The following is a 16680-nucleotide window of genomic DNA, read 5'->3' as shown; positions in this document are numbered from 1 at the left end:
CGCGCTGACGGCCCCGGTCGCGCGTCAGGGGCGGGGCAGCTGGAACAGCGCCCAGACGACCTTCCCGCGCAGCGTCCCGGCGAGCGGATGCCAGCCCCAGCCGTCGGTGAAGGACTCCACCAGATGGAGCCCGCGACCGGATTCCTCGGCCCAGTCCGGCTCACCCGCCACCGGCCCGTTCTCGCTGAGGTCGCGCACCGCGCACACCAGCCGGGAGGAGCAGTGCATCAGATGGAGCCGTACCCGCGGATCGGTCTCGGCCTCGCCCCGGCTCCCGCCGGAGCCGCTGGGTACTCCACTCGGCAGGCCGTGCCGCAGGGCGTTGGTCACCAGCTCGGAGACGACCAGGGCGACTTCGTCGAACAGCTCGGGCAGACCCCACTGCCGCAGGGTGGTGCCGGTGAACTGCCGGGCGCCGCGGACCGCTTCGAAGCGGGAGGGCAGGGGGCAGGAGACGGTTCCGGAGACGGAGGAGGGGTCGATCGGAGGGAGCCCTCGCCACAAGGGCTCCAGCAGGGTCGAACCTTCGCTCCCCATGCGAGCACTCCTGCACTGCATCCGTGGCCCTGACGACTCCTGGCCAGATCTCGTACGAGCTTGCACGTGCGCTAACCCTATGGTTCCGAATGCGCAGAGCAGATGCAAGGGCAGATGCACGTGCACGGAGCTTTTTTGAGGGGTAGTGAGCACATTTACACGCGTTTCTTCCTGCGGAATGATGCGTACATGGCCCTGCTGAGTGACGGCATGTGTACAGCGTGGAACCTGGGAAGTGGCAGACTTCAGCCCCAGGGACCGCGGGGTCGCCTCGGAAGGGTGAGTTCCGTACAGGGAGGGTCACGCAGATGACCGCAAGCGAGTCGAGTGGATCGGTGGTGCGCCGTATCCTCCTGGGCTCTCAGCTCAGGCGGCTGCGCGAGTCCCGTGGCATCACACGGGAGGCGGCGGGCTATTCGATCCGCGCCTCCGAATCCAAGATCAGTCGCATGGAGTTGGGCCGGGTGAGCTTCAAGGCGCGCGACATCGAGGATCTGCTGACGCTCTACGGCGTCACGGACGAGGCGGAGCGCGGTGCCCTGCTCGGGCTCGCCCGCGAGGCCAATCTCACCGGGTGGTGGCACAGTTACGGCGATGTGCTGCCCGGCTGGTTCCAGACCTATGTCGGTCTGGAGGGTGCCGCCTCTCATATCGCCTGCTATGAGCTCCAGTTCATCCACGGGCTGCTCCAGACCGAGGGCTACGCCCACGCCGTGGTGACCCGGGGCCAGCCCCAGGCGTCCACCGCCGAGGTGGACCGCCGGGTGGCGCTGCGGCTGGAGCGGCAGAAGCTGCTGGTGTCCGAGCGCGCCCCGGCCTTCCACGCGGTGCTGGACGAGGCGGCGCTGCGCCGTCCTTACGGCGGACGCGAGGTGATGCGCGCCCAGCTGCGCCATCTGATCGCCGTCTCCGAGCAGCCCAATGTGACCTTGCAGGTGATGCCGTTCTCCTTCGGCGGCCACGCGGCGGAGAGCGGGGCGTTCACCCTGCTGCGCTTCCCGGAGTCCGACCTGCCCGACGTGGTCTATCTGGAACAGCTCACCAGCGCGCTCTACCTGGACAAGCGCGATGAAGTGGCACAGTACGAGCGGGTGTTGGGGCGGCTGGGCGAGGACAGTCTGTCGGCGGCGGAGAGCCGGGAACTGCTCGGAGACCTCCTTCACGAAGCCTGACGCATCAGTAGGATGACATCCCATCAGGAATCCCCCACGCGTGCGCGGGTGTCGGTGAAGGGCAGCCGCGTCCTCCAGATAGGGATGGCATGTCCTACTTCTCCGAGTTGGCCTTTCAGTACATCGACGGTGAGTGGCGCGGCGGCAACGGCTCCTGGGACATCGTCGATTTCAACCCCTACAGCGGGGAGAAGCTGGCGTCCATCACCGTGGCCACCGTCGAGGAGATCGACCTCGCCTACCGCGCGGCCGAGCGGGCGCAGCCGGAGTGGGGCGGCACCAACCCCTATGTCCGGCGGCGGGTCTTCGAGCGCGCGCTGCGGATCATCGAGGACCGCGAGAAGGAGCTCACCGAGACGATCATCGCGGAGTGCGGTGGCACCCATGTGAAGGCGGGCTTCGAACTCCATCTGGCCAAGGAGTTCCTGCGGGAGGCGGTCCAGCTGGCACTGCGTCCCGAGGGCCGGATCATCCCGTCCCCGGCCGACGGCAAGGAGAACCGCCTCTACCGGCTGCCGGTCGGGGTGGTGGGCGTCATCAGCCCGTTCAACTTCCCCTTCCTGCTCTCGCTGAAGTCGGTGGCCCCGGCGCTGGCCCTGGGCAATGCGGTGGTCCTCAAACCGCATCAGAACACCCCGATCTGCGGGGGCGGTCTGGTGGCCAAGGTCTTCGAGGAGGCCGGGCTGCCCGCCGGACTGCTCAATGTGGTGGTCACGGATATCGCGGAGATCGGTGACGCGCTGATCGAGCACCCGGTGCCCAAGGTCATCTCCTTCACCGGCTCGGACAAGGTCGGCCGCCATGTGGCCACCGTGGCCGCCTCCCGCTTCAAGCGGTCGATCCTGGAGCTGGGCGGCAACAGCGCGCTGGTCGTACTGGACGACGCGGACCTCGACTACGCGGTGGACGCGGCGGTGTTCAGCCGCTTCGTCCACCAGGGGCAGGTCTGTATGGCGGCCAACCGGGTGCTGGTGGACCGGGCGGTGGAGCGGGAGTTCACCGAGAAGTTCGTGGCGAAGGTGAGGTCGCTGAAGGTGGGCGACCCCGGCGATCCGACCACCCATATCGGCCCGCTGATCAACGAGGGCCAGGCCGAGGCCATCAACTCCCTGGTCGACCAGTCGATAGCCGAGGGCGCCACCGCGCTGGTGCGGGGGCAAACCGAGGGGACGCTGATGGAGCCGAGCGTGCTGGGCGGGGTGCCGGAGGGCTCGGCCATCCTCCGGCAGGAGATCTTCGGCCCGGTGGTGGTGCTGATCCCGTTCGACGGTGACGAGGAGGCCGTCCGGATCGCCAATGACACCGACTACGGGCTGAGCGGGGCGGTGCATACGGGCGATATCGAGCGCGGAGTGCGGTTCGCCCAGCGCATCCACACCGGCATGATCCATGTGAACGACAGCACCGTGCACGACGAGCCGATCGTGCCGTTCGGTGGGGAGAAGCACTCGGGTCTGGGGCGGCTCAACGGGGAGTCGATGATCGAGGACTTCACCACCACCAAGTGGATCTCCATCCAGCATGGACGGAGCCAGTTCCCCTTCTGATCGAGGACAGAAGCTGACCGCATCGCTTTCTACTGTCGGAGACATCAACGGACCGGAACACCCCGGTCGGTGATACCGACGGAAGGCGGACCCCATGCCCACTCTCGTGAGTCAGGAAGCCCACGGTGACGAGGCCGGCGCCCTGCTGGGCTTCCTGGAGGCACAGCGCGGCGCCGTCCGCCGGACCCTGCACGGTCTGACCGCCGAGCAGGCGAACGAGCGGCCCTCCGCGAGCGAACTGTCGCTCGCGGGGCTGCTCAAGCATGTCGCCGAGGTCGAGCAGGGCTGGGTCGAGGACGCCATGGGCGTACCGCACACCATCGTGCGCAACCACGAGAACTGGCACCTCAGCTTCGTACTGGAGGAGGGCCAGAGTGTCGGGGGGCTGCTCGCCTTCTGGGACGACGTGGCGGTGCGCACCGAGAAGTTCATCCGCTCACTGCCGGATCTGAACGGCACCTTCCCGCTGCCCCGGGCCCCGTGGTTCCCCGAGGGCAGCGTGCGGTCGATGCGCTTCCTGCTGCTGACCCTGATCCAGGAGATCGCCCGGCACGCCGGTCACGCGGACATCATCCGGGAGACCCTGGACGGCAAGACCGCCTTCGTCCTCATCGACGAGACGGGCGACCCCTCCGCCACCTCCTGATCCGCGGCGCCCGGGTCCGTTCCCCCGGTCCGTCGCGTCTAGCCTGGACGCCAGCGGGAGGGCGGCGGGGGCCAACGGCAGGATGGAGAGATCGGGCGATGTCAGCGATCCGGCTGCTGGTGCTGGGAGCGGTGCGCCAGCACGGGCGGGCGCACGGTTACCAGGTCCGCAACGACCTGGAGTTCTGGGGCGCGCACGAGTGGTCCAACGCCAAGCCCGGATCGATCTACCACGCCCTCAAACAGATGGCGAAACAAGGGCTGATGCACGCCCATGACATCGCGCCCAGCACCGCGGGCGGCCCGCCGCGCACCGAGTACGAGCTGACCGCGGAGGGGGAGGCGGAGTACTTCCGGCTGCTGCGGAAGTCCCTGCTGGAGCACGGCCAGAAAATGGACGAGCTGACGGCCGGGGTGGGGTTCATCGTGGATCTCACCCGGGCCGAGGCCATCGATCTGCTCAATCAGCGGGTGGCGACGCTCGAGGGGTGGCGGGACGAGGTGACCCGGCACTGGATGCCCGCCGAGGGCGGTCCCGAGGAGTGGGGACATATCGGCGAGATCATGAAATTCTGGCTGCACTCCGCCGATAGCGGGGCCGAGTGGACCCGCGGACTGATCGAGCGCCTCGAAGGCGGGGCGTATGTGATGGCGGGCGAGGGGAAGCGCTCGGTGGACGTGCTGACGGAGGCGGCGCAGCCGTCGGATGAGCGCACCGACGGCTAGATCCCGTCATTAATCAAGTTTGACTAGCCCCAGATCGGGGAGTACCTTCCCGAGCCATGTAGTCAAGTTTGACTAATCCATCGGGTATCGACAGCGAACCGAGAGGGGAAGACCTTGGCCGACAGCGATCCCGCGATCGTGGTCGAAGGACTGCGGAAGACCTACGGCGGCACACCGGCCCTCGCCGGACTCGACCTCACCGTTCCGAAGGGCACCGTGCACGCCGTGCTCGGTCCCAACGGCGCGGGCAAGACCACCTGCGTACGGATTCTGGCCACCCTGCTGCGGCCGGACGGCGGCCGCGCCGAGGTCGCCGGATATGACGTGCGGCGCCAAGCCGACCAGGTCCGCTACCGCATCGGGCTGCTCGGCCAGCATGCCGCGGTCGACGAGGAGTTGAGCGGACGGCAGAACCTGGAGATGTTCGGCCGTCTCTACCACCTCGGAGCCCGCCGGGCGGGCGCCCGCGCGGCGGAGCTGCTGGAGCGGTTCGGTCTCACCGACACCGGCCACAAGGCCGTCGGACAGTACAGCGGGGGGATGCGGCGGCGGCTGGACCTGGCCGCGAGCCTCATCATGCGGCCCCAGGTCCTCTTCCTGGACGAGCCGACCACCGGTCTCGACCCGCGCGGCCGCACCGAGGTGTGGAACGCGGTCCGCTCCCTGGTCGGCGGCGGCACCACGGTGCTGCTCACCACCCAGTACCTGGAGGAGGCCGACCAACTCGCCGACCGCATCCGCGTGGTGGACCACGGCCGGTCCATCGCGGAGGGCACCGCCGACCAGCTCAAGGCCCGGATCGGCGGGGACCGTATCGAGGTCGTCCTGCGCGACGGCTCCCAACTCGACGCCGCCGTACCGGTCGTGGGCCGGGCCACCGGCTCGGACGAGGTCGAGACCGACGCCGACCGGCGGCGGCTCGGCGCCCGGGTCGAGGACCGGGTCGCCGCGCTCACCGAGACCGTACGGGCCCTGGACGCGGCCGGGATCGAGGCGGAGGACATCGTGTTGCGCCGCCCCACCCTCGACGAGGTCTTCCTCCATCTCACCGGGAAGTCCACCGCCGACGGCGCCACGGACCGTGCCACGGAGGTCACCACCAAGGAAGGGGCGGGCGTATGACCCTCGCGACGGACACCGTCATCAGGCCCTCGGCCACCCTGTTCCGGGCTCTCGCCGACTCCTGGACCATGACCCGGCGCGGTCTCGCCCACTGGGCGCGCCGGCCCGGCCAGGTGGTGGTCAACCTGGTCTTCCCGGTGATGATGCTGCTGATGTTCGCGTACTTCCTGGGCGGCGGGATGACCGTGCCGGGAGGCGGCGACTACAAGGAGTACCTGGTGCCCGGGATGCTCGCGCTCACCATGGCCTTCGGTCTGGAGGGCACGATGCTCGCCGTCACCACGGACCTCAACAAGGGCGTCATCGACCGCTTCCGCTCCATGCCCATCGCGCCCTCAGCGGTGCTGGTCGGGCGCAGCGTCCTGGATATGCTCCAGTCCGCGATGAGCCTGTGCGTGCTCATCGCCGTCGCCCTCGCGATGGGCTGGCGCTGGCACGACGGCCTTGGGGACGCGCTGTACGCGGTGGGGCTGCTGCTCTGGCTGCGGTTCGCGATGCTGTGGATCGGCATCCACCTGGGCATGGTGGCCGGCCGCCCCGAACTCGTCCAGGCCGTGCAGATCCTGGTCTGGCCGGTCGGCTTCCTCTCCAACGTGTTCGCCGCGCCGGAGAACATGCCCGCGTGGCTGGGCGCGGTCGCGGAGTGGAACCCGATGTCGGCCACGGCCGCCGCGGTCCGCGAGCTGTTCGGGACCCCGGTCGCCGGGGGCGGCTCCTGGGCCGCGGAACACGCCCAACTCCTCGCCGTCTGCTGGCCGCTGCTGCTGTCGGCGGTCTTCTTCCCGCTCGCCGTGGGCCGTTACCGGCGGCTCGGCGGCTGAGGCACCGCACCGGGCCCGGATACCACCTCCGTCACATCGTCACCGGCGGTGGGGCGGTTGCGGATACGGTGCGGGTATGGGGAACGACAGCGTGGGCATGGGGGCGGAGCGGGCCGGAGGGCCGGGATACGCCCTGCTGATCGCGGCCGGACCGGCGGGCAAACAGCGGCTGATGGACGCGGCCGCCGCGCTGCCACAGCTCGCGGCGGTGCCTCCGGCCGCGCTGCTGGGCACGCCCGGCGGTGCCAGCGTCGTCCAACTCGTCGACCCCGCCGACCCGCAGACGGTGCTGACCCATCTGCGGACCGCGGCCGCCCATCCGGGCCCGGTGCTGATCTACCTCGCGGGCCAGCTCACCCTGGACGCCAAGCAGCGTTTACCGCATCTGGCGCTGGCCCGCACCACCTCACGGACGGCGCGGTACACGGCGCTGCCGTGGCACTGGCTGGCGGCCGAGCTCGCCCGGCGGCCGCCCGGCAGCACCACGGTGCTGGCCGATCTGGTGGCCGACGAGACGGCCTGGCCGGGGCTGTCCGGGCCCGCGGCGGGCACCGGCGGGCTCGGGTCCGGGCTGACGCTGTACGGGGTGGTGGCCCCGGCCCCGCCCAAGCGGCAGCTCGCGGCGCCGGTCTACAGCCGGGCGCTGGCCGAGGTGCTGCGCGACGCGGCGGGCGGTACCGCCGGGGGTTCCGCCGCCCCACGGCCGTACGCCCTGCTGCACGAGCGGGCGGTGGCAGAGGCGGGGCTCGGCGGAGGGCCCGCATCGCTGCTGGACGGCTCAGGGGAAACGTCTCCGCGCCCGGCGGAGGGGATACCGGCCGTCTCCGTCCGCGACGCCGTGCCCCAGGCCGCCGTACCGCGCGGGGCGCCGCCCGCTCCCGTCACCGCCCCGGTGCCGGATCCGCACGCCGCCATCTTCGAGGCCGCCCACTCCGGACGGCACAGCGAGGCCGCCTCCATGGCGGCGGCCTGGGAGCAGGAGGCGCTGCGCGGGGCCGGTCCCCGCTCCGCCGGGGCCATTCACTGGCTGGAGGTACGGGCCGATCTCGCCCGGCTCGCCGACGATCCGGCCCGCGCCTGTGAGCTGTGGCTCGCGGTGGCGGACGCCCGGCTGGGCAACGGGGAACCGGCCGGCCACCCCGAGGTGGAGGGGGCCGTGGACCGGGCGCACCACCAGTGGCAGTTCATCCGGGACCGGGGGCGGGCCAGCGCCCTCGCCCCGCTGCTGATCGGGCTGCGCGGCCGGGTGCCCGGCCGCAGACCCGGGGCCCTGGAGGCGGTGCGCCGCAGGGCCGAGCTGCTGCTCGACACCGCGTCCCAGCCGGGCTGAGAACCGCGCGACCGGCCATGACGCGGCCGCGGACAGAAGGCGGCCCGTGGAGTGCTCAGTGGTGGAAGGCGGTGGCCTCGGCCTTCGGCCGCCCCATCGGTTTCGGCTGCGCCCGCAGCTCCGGCATCACACTGCGCAGATCGCCCATGAACAGGTCGGAGAGGTCCATCGAGAAGCCGTTGCGGCACACCACCCGTACCACCGACAGGTCTTCGCGGTTCGGCGGGAAGCTGTACGCGGGCACCAGCCAGCCGCACTCCCGCAGCCGCCGTGAGACGTCGAAGACATCGAAGTTCTCCACCCCGTCCGCCGTGGTGAAGGCGAACACCGGCAGCTGATCGCCGCGGGTGAGCAGGGTGAAGTCGCCGAGCGCCGCGATCCGGTCGGCCAGCGAGCAGGCCACATCGCGGGAGTTCTGCTGGACCGCGCGGAAGCCGTCCCGCCCCAGCCGCAGGAAGGTGTAGTACTGCGCGGCCACCTGGGCCCCGGGCCGGGAGAAGTTGAGCGCGAAGGTGGGCATGTCCCCGCCGAGGTAGTTGACCCGGAAGACCAGCTCCTCGGGCAGGTCCTCGGCGGTGCGCCAGAGCGCCCAGCCCACCCCCGGGTAGACCAGGCCGTACTTATGGCCCGAGGTGTTGATGGAAGAGACCCGCGGCAGCCGGAAGTCCCACACCAGGTCGGTGTCGAGGAACGGCGCCACCATCCCGCCGGAGGCCGCGTCCACATGGACCGGTACATCCAGCCCGGTGCGCTCCTGGAGGTCGTCCAGCGCCCCGCACACCTCGGCCACCGGCTCGTAGGAGCCGTCGAAGGTCGAGCCGAGCACGGTGACGACGCCGATGGTGTTCTCGTCGCAGAGGTCGGCGGCGGCCTGGGGGTCGAGGTGGAACCGGTCGCCCTCCATGGGCACCTGCCGGGCCTCGACCTCCCAGAAGTTGCAGAACTTGTCCCAGCACACCTGGACGTTGCCGCCCATGACCAGATTGGGCTTGGCGGTGGCCGGATAACGCACCGGATTCCGCTTCGCCCAGCGCCGTTTGAGGGCCAGCCCGGCGAGCATGCACGCCTCGCTGGAACCGGTGGTGGAGCAGCCCATGACCGCGTCCGGCTCGGGGGCGTGCCAGAGGTGGGCGAGCATCGCCACACAGCGCCGTTCCAGTTCGGCGGTGCGCGGGTACTCGTCCTTGTCGATCATGTTCTTGTCGCGGCAGTCGGACATCAGCTTGCCCGCCTGCGGCTCCATCCACGTGGTGACGAAGGTGGCGAGGTTCAGCCGGGCGTTGCCGTCCAGCATCAGCTCGTCATGGACGAACTGATACGCGGCGGAGGGCGCCATCGGCCCGTCCGGGAGGCGGTAGCGCGGGGGTTCGGCGGCCATGCCGCTGACCGGGTCGGCCTCGCCGTAGAAGGGGTTGACGGAGAAGGCGTGGCGCTCTTCTCCGCCGTGCCTGACGTTGGGGCCTCGATGCAGTGCCATCTTCCCGAAAATACGGGCATATCGGGCGCAAGGCTCGATCCCGCGCCGCTACCCCGCGCCACTCCGGTGCCGCTGCCCCCGCCACTCCCGCGGTGCCGCTACCCCGCGCTGCTCAGCGACAGCTTCGCCGCGAAGCCCAGGAACGCCGCGCCCGCGCCCGCCGACAGACCGGCCGTCAGCCGCTTCCGCCGCCGGAACGTGGCCGCGAGGTACGTTCCGCCGAAGATCAGCACCGAGAGATAGGTGACGCTGAACAGCTGCGCCCAGGCGCCCAGCGCCACGAAGGACAGCGCCGGATGGGCGTAGTCGGGATCCACGAACTGCACGAAGAAGGAGATGAAGAAGAGGATCGCCTTGGGGTTCAGCAGACTGATGACCAGCGCCCGGCGGTACGGCCGCTCCGCCTTCCCCCCGGCCGCCGCGCCGCTCGCACCGGCCACCCCGTCCGCGTCTTCGCCCGCCGCCCGAACGGCCCCCGGACCGCGCCGCCACAGCGCCCGCGCCCCGCGCAGCATGCCCACCGCCATCCAGGTCAGATAGCCCGCCCCGGCGAACTTCACCACGTCGAACACCAGCGGGCTGGTATGCAGCAGCGAGGCCACCCCACCCGCCGACAGCGTCATCAGCACCGCGTCCCCGCACACCACACCCGCCGCCGCCCGATAGGCGACCCGGGGGCCGCGGCGGGCCGCGACCGACACCACATAGAGCGAATTCGGCCCTGGCAGAAGGATGATCAGCGCCAGTCCCGCCAGATACGTCGAAAGATCCGTTATCCCGAGCACAGTCAGCAGGATGCCAGTGGCCGAAATCCAGCCTCATCCGGGTTCGCCATACGGACATGCGCCTCATCCGGCCGAGGCGCGCACCGGGCGCCCGTCCCGGGCCCGGTGGGAACCAGGGGCACGCACCCGGCGTTGATAGCTTTGGGCGGCACACCGCGAAGAAGCACCGCTGCGAAGAACACCGCATCCAGTCCGCCCCGACCTGCGGCCGGGCCTCGCACGAGCCTGCACCCCTCGACCCAGGAGCCTGTCACCCGTGACCACTCTCGCGCTCGGCCCCCAGTGGCTGGACCCGGACTATCTGATCGAGACCTTCGGTCTGCTCGGTGTCCTCACCATCGTCTTCGCGGAGTCCGGCCTGCTCATCGGCTTCTTCCTGCCGGGCGACTCCTTGCTGTTCACGACCGGACTGCTGGTCACCACCGATGTGATCAAGCAGGATCTGTGGCTGGTGTGCACGGCCGTCGCCGTCGCCGCGATCGTCGGTGACCAGGTCGGCTATCTCTTCGGCCGCAAGGTGGGCCCGGCGTTGTTCCGCCGCCCCGACTCCAAGCTCTTCAAACAGGAGAACGTGGAGAAGGCCCACGAGTTCTTCGAGAAGTACGGGCCGAAGTCGCTGGTGCTGGCACGCTTCGTGCCCATCGTGCGGACGTTCACGCCGATCATCGCGGGCGTGAGCCGGATGAACTACCGCTCCTTCATCATCTTCAACATCATCGGCGGGGTGCTGTGGGGCACCGGTGTCACCCTGCTCGGCGCGGCGCTCGGCAAGGTCGACTTCGTCCATGCGCATATCGAGCTGATCCTGATCGGCATCGTGCTGCTGTCGGTGATCCCGATCGCGATCGAGTTCCTGCGGGCCCGTAGCAAGGCCAAGAAGAGCGCGGCCGCCGGATCCGCCGAGCGGGGCGCGTCCGACGAGGCGGGCGGGCGGCCGGGCGCCGGAGCTCCCCCGCAGGCCCCGCGCGGACGCCACGCCAAGCGCTGACCCCGTGGCCCCAGGGCCCCCGGGCGCGCCGGTCACACCCCGTTCACCCCTTTTCGCTTCTCTTCCCCCCGCTTCACATCGGCCCCAGCACCGCCCCCACTCCCGTAAGGCGGTCACCGCCCCGCACAATGGGCAGCGGTGGCCGCCGTCGCATATGCGCGGAGCCGCCCGGGAAAGCACGGGGAGGCAGGCGAGAAGCGAGGAGACGTGAGGTCGGACCGACAGCAGGTACAGCGCGGCGGGACCGCGGAGACGGACGCGGCGGGCAATGGCAAGCCGCAGTCCGACGAGGCGCACAGCGCCTTCACACCGCCCCTGGGCATGCCGATGCCGCCGGCCCCCGAGGACGAGCATCCGACGTCGGAGTTCGCCGTCCCCCAGGGGTTCGCCGCCGAGCCCGCCGCCGAGCCGGAGGGCTCCGCCTTCGCCCCGCCCGGCGGGGTCAAGCCCTCGCAGAACGGCAACTCGACCACGGGCGGCTTCCCCGCCTTCACCCCGCCCGGCGGGATACCCGTCGTCCGGCTGACCAAGGACGTGCCCTGGCAGGACCGCATGCGCACGATGCTGCGGATGCCGATCAGCGAGCGCCCGGTCCCCGAGCGCGTCGAGCGCCACGAGGACGAGACCGGGCCCGCCGTACCCCGTGTGCTCGACCTCACCCTCCGTATCGGCGAGCTGCTGCTCGCGGGCGGTGAGGGGGCCGAGGACGTGGAGGCGGCCATGTTCGGCGTGGCCCACGCCTACGGGCTGGACCGCTGTGAGCCGACGGTCACCTTCACCCTGCTGTCGGTCAGCTACCAGCCCTCGCTGGTGGACGACCCGATAACCGCCAGCCGCACCGTGCGCCGCCGGGGCACCGACTACACCCGGCTCTCCGCGGTCTTCCGGCTGGTCGACGACATCACCTCGCAGGAGGACTTCACCCTGGAGGAGGCGTACCGGCGGCTGGCCGAGATACGCCGTAACCGCCACCCGTACCCCGGCTGGGCGCTCACCGTGGCCGGTGGCGGGCTGGCCGGAGCGGCGAGCATGCTCGTCGGCGGTGAGTGGCCGGTGTTCTTCGCCGCGGCCGTCGGCGCGATGCTCGGCGACCGGCTGGCGTGGCTGGCCTCCGGGCGCGGGCTGCCGGAGTTCTACCAGTTCGTGGCGGCGGCGATGCCGCCCGCCGCGATGGGCATCGCGCTCAGCCTCATGGGCTCCGGGCTCCAGGCCTCCGCGGTGATCACCGGTGGACTCTTCGCGCTGATCCCGGGAAGGGCCCTGGTGGCGGGTGTCCAGGACGGGCTGACCGGCTATTACATCACCGCAGCCGCCCGGCTCCTGGAAGTCGGCTATCTGATCGTCGGCATCGTCTGCGGGGTGCTCACGGTGCTGTACGGCGGCCTCCAGCTGGGCGCCAAGCTCAACCCCGAGGCGGCGCTGCGCCATGTGGAGCGGCCGCCCCTCCAGATACTGGCGGCGATGCTGCTGGCGCTGACGTTCTCGATCCTGCTCCAGCAGGAACGTCACACCGTGCTGTTCGCCACGCTCAACGGCGGGGTGGCCTGGGTGGTCTACGGGGCGCTCGCCGACACCGCCGACGTCCCCGCGGTCGCCGCCACGACGGTGGCCGCCGGACTGGTCGGCCTCTTCGGCCAGCTGCTGTCCCGCTACCGCTTCGCCTCCGCGCTGCCGTACGTCACGGCGGCGATCGGCCCGCTGCTGCCCGGTAGCGCGACCTACTTCGGGCTGCTGGCCCTGGCACAGGGCAATCTGGACCGCGGGGTCTCCCATCTCACCCAAGCGGCGGCACTGGCCCTGGCGATTGCCATAGGGGTGAATCTGGGGAACGAGGCCGCACGGCTCTTCCTCACGATGCCGGGCGCCGAGATCGATCCCTCCGGCCGCCGCGCGGCCAAGCGCACCCGCGGCTTCTGAGCCCTCCCGCCCCGGCCGAAGAACCCGGGAATCCCCGGGGCACAGCGGAAGACTGGCGCAAAGAAAACGGACGGGCCGGATGTGCTCCGGCCCGTCCGCTCATGTTCCGGCTCAGTGGCCGCCGGACGCCTCGAGTCGCTTGATGGACGCCTCGACCTCGGCCTCGGCCTCGGCGCGGCCCACCCAGTTGGCCCCCTCGACCGACTTGCCGGGCTCCAGGTCCTTGTAGACCTCGAAGAAGTGCTGGATCTCCAGGCGGTCGAACTCCGAAACGTGGTGAATGTCACGCAGGTGCTCCACCCGCGGATCGGAGGCCGGCACACAGAGCAGCTTGTCGTCGCCGCCCGCCTCGTCGGTCATCCTGAACATGCCGATGGCACGGCACTTGATCAGGCAGCCGGGGAACGTCGGCTCGTCGAGAATGACCAGGGCGTCCAGCGGGTCACCGTCCTCGCCGAGGGTGTTCTCGACGAAGCCGTAGTCCGCGGGGTAGCTGGTCGAAGTGAAGAGTCGACGGTCGAGACGGATGCGGCCCGTCTCGTGGTCCACCTCGTACTTGTTCCGCGAACCCTTCGGGATCTCGATGGTGACGTCGAACTCCACGGGTGGCTCCTCCATGATCAACACATACGTCTGGTGATTAAGTGTCCCCCACGCAGGTGTGTGGTGGCGAAAGGGGCTGGTTGGTCGTGCCTGTAGCCAGATCGTGGCAGGTCAGGGAGTGGCTGAGCCGCGGGCGGAGCCGAGTGCGGAACCAGTGGCGGCAGGCCACATGCGAACAGCGGCACACCGTACGGGTGACGGCGGTCTCCGCGGCGGTGGGCCTCGCGGTCGCGATCGGCGCGGTGCTGGTGGCCGGGCCGTGGGACTCCGGTCAGCGTACGGCCGAACGTGCCCGCGCCGCCGGGGGACCGGCGACGGGTGGCGACCGTCACGGCGGGGCCGAGCCCGCGCCCAGCGCCTCCGCGGTGCTGGCCGCCCTCGGCGCCCCCACAGCCGAACCGACGCCGGACAGCGGTGAGGACGCGGTGCCGCCGCCCACCGGCGCCGGACTCGCCGACACCCTCGAACCGCTGCTGGACGACCCGGCCCTGGGCGATCTGCGCTCGGTGTCCGTCATGGACGTGGCCACCGGACGCCAGGTGTACGGGGCGAAGGCCGACAGCGCCGCGGTGCCCGCCTCCATCATCAAGGTGGCCACCGGCGCCGCCGCGCTCTCCGCCCTCGGCCCCGACTACCGGATCAAGACCACCGTCGTCGAGGCCGGGAAGGACGGCATCGTGCTCGTCGGCGGCGGTGACCCGACGCTCACCGCCCGCGCCGTGAAGGGACCCGACCAGCCCGCCTCACTGCGGCGGCTGGCCGACGACACCGCCCGCGCGCTGAAGAAGCGCGACACCCGGACGGTCCGGCTCGGCTACGACACCTCGCTCTACTCGGGCCCCGGTCTGCACCCGATCGGCGTGAACGAGAACATCTCGCCGGTGACCCCGCTCATGGCCGACGAGGGGCGGCAGGACAAGAGCGACCACGGCCCGGCCCCGCGCGCCGAGGACCCGGCCGCCGACGCGGCCGACTCCTTCGCGTCGCTGCTGCGCGACCGCGGGATCGAGGTGAAGGGCGAACCGCGTGCCCAGGAGGCCGGGAAGACCCCCGAGGCGGTGGCGGCCGTACGCTCCCAGCCGCTGTCCGCGCTCGTCGAGCGGATGCTGACCAACAGCGACAACGACCTCGGCGAGGCCCTCGCGCGGCAGACCGCCATCGCCTCCGGGCAGCCCGCCAGCTTCAAGGGCGCGGCCACGGCGGTGACCGACCGGCTGCGGAAGCTGGACCTGCCGATGGGCGGTGTCCATATCGCCGACGGCAGCGGTCTTGACCGTGAGGACCGGGTCTCCGCGGCCCTGCTCGCCCGGACCCTGGTGCGCTCCGCCGACCGCGACCACACCGCACTGCGGCCGGTCCTCACCGGACTGCCGGTGGCCGGTTTCAACGGCACCCTGCGCACCCGCTACGCCGAGGACTCGGTCGGCCGGGGGGTGGTCCGCGCCAAGACCGGCACCCTCACCGGGATCAACACCCTCGCGGGCACCGTGGTCGACGCGGACGGACGGCTGCTGGTCTTCACCTTCATCACCAACGGCACCACCGACCCCGACGGCGCCCAGCGCGCCCTGGACCGGATGGCGTCGGCCCTGGCCAACTGCGGCTGCCGCTGACCGAGGTGGCGGCGGACCCGGCGACCGCGTGTGCGGGCCGCCGTCTCCTCCCGGATACGACCCGGGCCACGTACCGTGAAGCCATGACGAGCATCGGTGGTGTGGAGATGGTCGACTGGAACCTCGCGGTCGCGACGGCGACCCGGCTGGTCCGCCCGGGGCCGGAGGTGAGCCGGGACGAGGCGCGGGCCGTCGTCGCCGAGCTGCGGCGGCACGCCAAGTCGTCGGAGGAGCACGTACGGGCGTTCACCCGAATGGCCGTGCCCGGCGGCCCGGACTCGGACACCCCGGTGCTGGTGGTGGACCGGGCGGGCTGGATCAAGGCCAACGTGGCGGGTTTCCGGCAGATCCTCAAACCGCTGCTCGGCAAGATGCAGGACCGGCGGGGCGGGCTGCCCGGCGGAGCCGTACTGGGCACGGTCGGCGGCAAGGTGACCGGCGTGGAGCTGGGGATGCTGCTGTCCTTCCTCGCCTCCCGGGTGCTCGGCCAGTACGAGACCTTCGCGCCCACCAGCCGTGAGCTGCCCGGGAGCACCGGCGGCGGGCGGCTGCTGCTGGTGGCCCCCAACATCGTCCATGTGGAGCGCGAGCTCGATGTCCACCCGCATGACTTCCGGCTGTGGGTCGCGCTGCACGAGGAGACCCACCGCACCCAGTTCACCGCCGTGCCCTGGCTGCGCGACCACATCGGGTCCGAGATCCAGGCGTTCCTGGGCGAGACCGATGTGGACCCGGCCACCCTGCTGGAGCGGCTGCGCGAGGCGGCCCAGTCGCTCGTCGGCGGCAAGAGCGAACGGGAGGCCGCGGCGGACGGGGGCACGGCCAGCATCATCGAGCTCGTCCAGACCCCGGCCCAGCGGGAGATCCTGGCCCGGCTGACCGCCGTGATGTCGCTGCTGGAGGGCCACGCCGACTACGTGATGGACGGGGTGGGCCCGGCGGTGGTGCCCTCCGTGGCGGAGATCCGCGAGAAGTTCCAGAAGCGGCGTGCCAGCGGCGCCGGACGGCTGGACCAGGCGCTGCGCAAACTGCTGGGGCTCGACGCCAAGCTGCGCCAGTACCGTGACGGTGAGCGGTTCGTACGGGCCGTGGTGGACCAGGTCGGCATGGACGGTTTCAACCGGGTCTGGACGTCCCCGAATACGCTCCCCACCAAGTCGGAGATCAACAAACCGGCGGATTGGGTCGCGCGGGTGCACCGTAGGGCGGAGTCGTAGGACCGGCACGCTGGGTGGCGGCGGAATGCCCCCCTTAATCACTCGTCCGAGGGACCGTGAGCCACGGGTAGGCGTGCGATGCTCGGGGAACAGCTCGCTTCTGTCACCATCGACATACTCTGCGTGACGACATCTCGTATACGCCCCCCCGAGGCACCCCCTCACATGACAGATGGGAAA

The 16680-nt window shown here is 70.9% G+C and carries 15 protein-coding genes; 11 read left to right on the top strand and 4 right to left on the bottom strand.

Annotation, left to right across the window (positions count from 1 at the left end):
* Positions 1-24: 24 nt before the first annotated feature.
* On the bottom strand, positions 25-537 hold the full coding sequence (locus AB0C66_RS12605; RefSeq protein ID WP_362436382.1) for an ATP-binding protein: 513 nt from the start codon (positions 535-537) through the stop codon (positions 25-27).
* A gap of 308 nt (positions 538-845) precedes the next feature.
* Between AB0C66_RS12605 and AB0C66_RS12600 the strand changes: the two genes are divergently transcribed.
* The 7 genes from AB0C66_RS12600 to AB0C66_RS12570 all read left to right on the top strand — a co-directional run bounded on the left by AB0C66_RS12600 (position 846) and on the right by AB0C66_RS12570 (position 7900).
* The gene (locus AB0C66_RS12600) at positions 846-1709 is read left to right on the top strand and encodes a helix-turn-helix transcriptional regulator (RefSeq protein ID WP_362436380.1); all 864 of its coding nucleotides are present in this window, start codon (positions 846-848) and stop codon (positions 1707-1709) included.
* A gap of 89 nt (positions 1710-1798) precedes the next feature.
* Positions 1799-3256: an aldehyde dehydrogenase family protein gene (locus AB0C66_RS12595; protein WP_362436378.1), complete on the top strand. Its 1458-nt coding sequence runs from the start codon at positions 1799-1801 to the stop codon at positions 3254-3256.
* A gap of 94 nt (positions 3257-3350) precedes the next feature.
* Entirely contained in the window at positions 3351-3902 is a 552-nt protein-coding gene (locus AB0C66_RS12590) for a DinB family protein (protein ID WP_362436376.1), read from the top strand.
* A 98-nt stretch (positions 3903-4000) separates the two neighbouring features.
* Entirely contained in the window at positions 4001-4627 is a 627-nt protein-coding gene (locus tag AB0C66_RS12585; RefSeq protein ID WP_362436374.1) for a PadR family transcriptional regulator, read from the top strand.
* A gap of 114 nt (positions 4628-4741) precedes the next feature.
* Positions 4742-5749, top strand: coding sequence for an ATP-binding cassette domain-containing protein (locus tag AB0C66_RS12580; RefSeq protein WP_362436372.1), 1008 nt, complete (start codon positions 4742-4744; stop codon positions 5747-5749).
* Positions 5746-6570 carry an ABC transporter permease gene (locus tag AB0C66_RS12575; RefSeq protein ID WP_362436370.1) on the top strand — a complete coding sequence of 275 codons (825 nt, stop codon included), beginning with the start codon at positions 5746-5748 and terminating at the stop codon, positions 6568-6570. Before AB0C66_RS12580 ends, AB0C66_RS12575 begins: the two co-directional genes overlap by 4 nt.
* Positions 6571-6646: 76 nt before the next feature.
* Positions 6647-7900 carry a hypothetical protein gene (locus tag AB0C66_RS12570; protein WP_362436368.1) on the top strand — a complete coding sequence of 418 codons (1254 nt, stop codon included), beginning with the start codon at positions 6647-6649 and terminating at the stop codon, positions 7898-7900.
* Positions 7901-7955: 55 nt separating this feature from the next.
* On the opposite strand, the gene AB0C66_RS12565 is transcribed toward AB0C66_RS12570, so the two are convergent.
* Together AB0C66_RS12565 and leuE are read right to left on the bottom strand one after the other, a co-directional pair.
* Entirely contained in the window at positions 7956-9377 is a 1422-nt protein-coding gene (locus tag AB0C66_RS12565; RefSeq protein WP_362436366.1) for a glutamate decarboxylase, read from the bottom strand.
* 98 nt (positions 9378-9475) lie between these two features.
* The gene (leuE, locus tag AB0C66_RS12560; RefSeq protein WP_362436364.1) at positions 9476-10162 is read right to left on the bottom strand and encodes a leucine efflux protein LeuE; all 687 of its coding nucleotides are present in this window, start codon (positions 10160-10162) and stop codon (positions 9476-9478) included.
* Positions 10163-10418: 256 nt separating this feature from the next.
* Here leuE and AB0C66_RS12555 point away from each other — a divergent pair, with 256 nt between their 5' ends.
* Positions 10419-11150, top strand: coding sequence for a VTT domain-containing protein (locus AB0C66_RS12555; protein ID WP_362436362.1), 732 nt, complete (start codon positions 10419-10421; stop codon positions 11148-11150).
* A gap of 207 nt (positions 11151-11357) precedes the next feature.
* Positions 11358-13067, top strand: coding sequence for a threonine/serine exporter family protein (locus AB0C66_RS12550; RefSeq protein WP_362436360.1), 1710 nt, complete (start codon positions 11358-11360; stop codon positions 13065-13067).
* Positions 13068-13178: 111 nt separating this feature from the next.
* Here the strand turns inward: AB0C66_RS12550 and AB0C66_RS12545 are convergent, their stop codons facing one another.
* Positions 13179-13670 carry an inorganic diphosphatase gene (locus AB0C66_RS12545; RefSeq protein WP_009716864.1) on the bottom strand — a complete coding sequence of 164 codons (492 nt, stop codon included), beginning with the start codon at positions 13668-13670 and terminating at the stop codon, positions 13179-13181.
* Between the two features lie 86 nt (positions 13671-13756).
* Between AB0C66_RS12545 and dacB the strand changes: the two genes are divergently transcribed.
* Both dacB and AB0C66_RS12535 read left to right on the top strand, forming a co-directional pair.
* On the top strand, positions 13757-15283 hold the full coding sequence (gene dacB / locus AB0C66_RS12540; RefSeq protein WP_362436358.1) for a D-alanyl-D-alanine carboxypeptidase/D-alanyl-D-alanine-endopeptidase: 1527 nt from the start codon (positions 13757-13759) through the stop codon (positions 15281-15283).
* 83 nt (positions 15284-15366) lie between these two features.
* Positions 15367-16500: a zinc-dependent metalloprotease gene (locus AB0C66_RS12535; RefSeq protein WP_362436356.1), complete on the top strand. Its 1134-nt coding sequence runs from the start codon at positions 15367-15369 to the stop codon at positions 16498-16500.
* The last annotated feature ends 180 nt before the right edge of the window (positions 16501-16680 follow it).

This window comes from Streptomyces sp. NPDC048636 (genome assembly GCF_040650655.1).
Lineage (GTDB): Bacteria > Actinomycetota > Actinomycetes > Streptomycetales > Streptomycetaceae > Streptomyces.
Note: the sequence above shows the minus strand (reverse complement) of the source record. Positions and strands in the feature narration are given on the sequence as shown.

What these genes read in the sequence shown, in the direction of transcription:
- AB0C66_RS12570 (WP_362436368.1), top strand. Translation starts at nt 6,647, where the DNA reads ATGGGGAACGACAGCGTGGGCATGGGGGCGGAGCGGGCCGGAGGGCCG.
- AB0C66_RS12585 (WP_362436374.1), top strand. Translation starts at nt 4,001, where the DNA reads ATGTCAGCGATCCGGCTGCTGGTGCTGGGAGCGGTGCGCCAGCACGGG.
- AB0C66_RS12590 (WP_362436376.1), top strand. Translation starts at nt 3,351, where the DNA reads ATGCCCACTCTCGTGAGTCAGGAAGCCCACGGTGACGAGGCCGGCGCC.
- AB0C66_RS12600 (WP_362436380.1), top strand. Translation starts at nt 846, where the DNA reads ATGACCGCAAGCGAGTCGAGTGGATCGGTGGTGCGCCGTATCCTCCTG.
- AB0C66_RS12605 (WP_362436382.1), bottom strand. Translation starts at nt 537, where the DNA reads ATGGGGAGCGAAGGTTCGACCCTGCTGGAGCCCTTGTGGCGAGGGCTC.
- AB0C66_RS12535 (WP_362436356.1), top strand. Translation starts at nt 15,367, where the DNA reads ATGACGAGCATCGGTGGTGTGGAGATGGTCGACTGGAACCTCGCGGTC.
- AB0C66_RS12565 (WP_362436366.1), bottom strand. Translation starts at nt 9,377, where the DNA reads ATGGCACTGCATCGAGGCCCCAACGTCAGGCACGGCGGAGAAGAGCGC.
- AB0C66_RS12595 (WP_362436378.1), top strand. Translation starts at nt 1,799, where the DNA reads ATGTCCTACTTCTCCGAGTTGGCCTTTCAGTACATCGACGGTGAGTGG.
- AB0C66_RS12575 (WP_362436370.1), top strand. Translation starts at nt 5,746, where the DNA reads ATGACCCTCGCGACGGACACCGTCATCAGGCCCTCGGCCACCCTGTTC.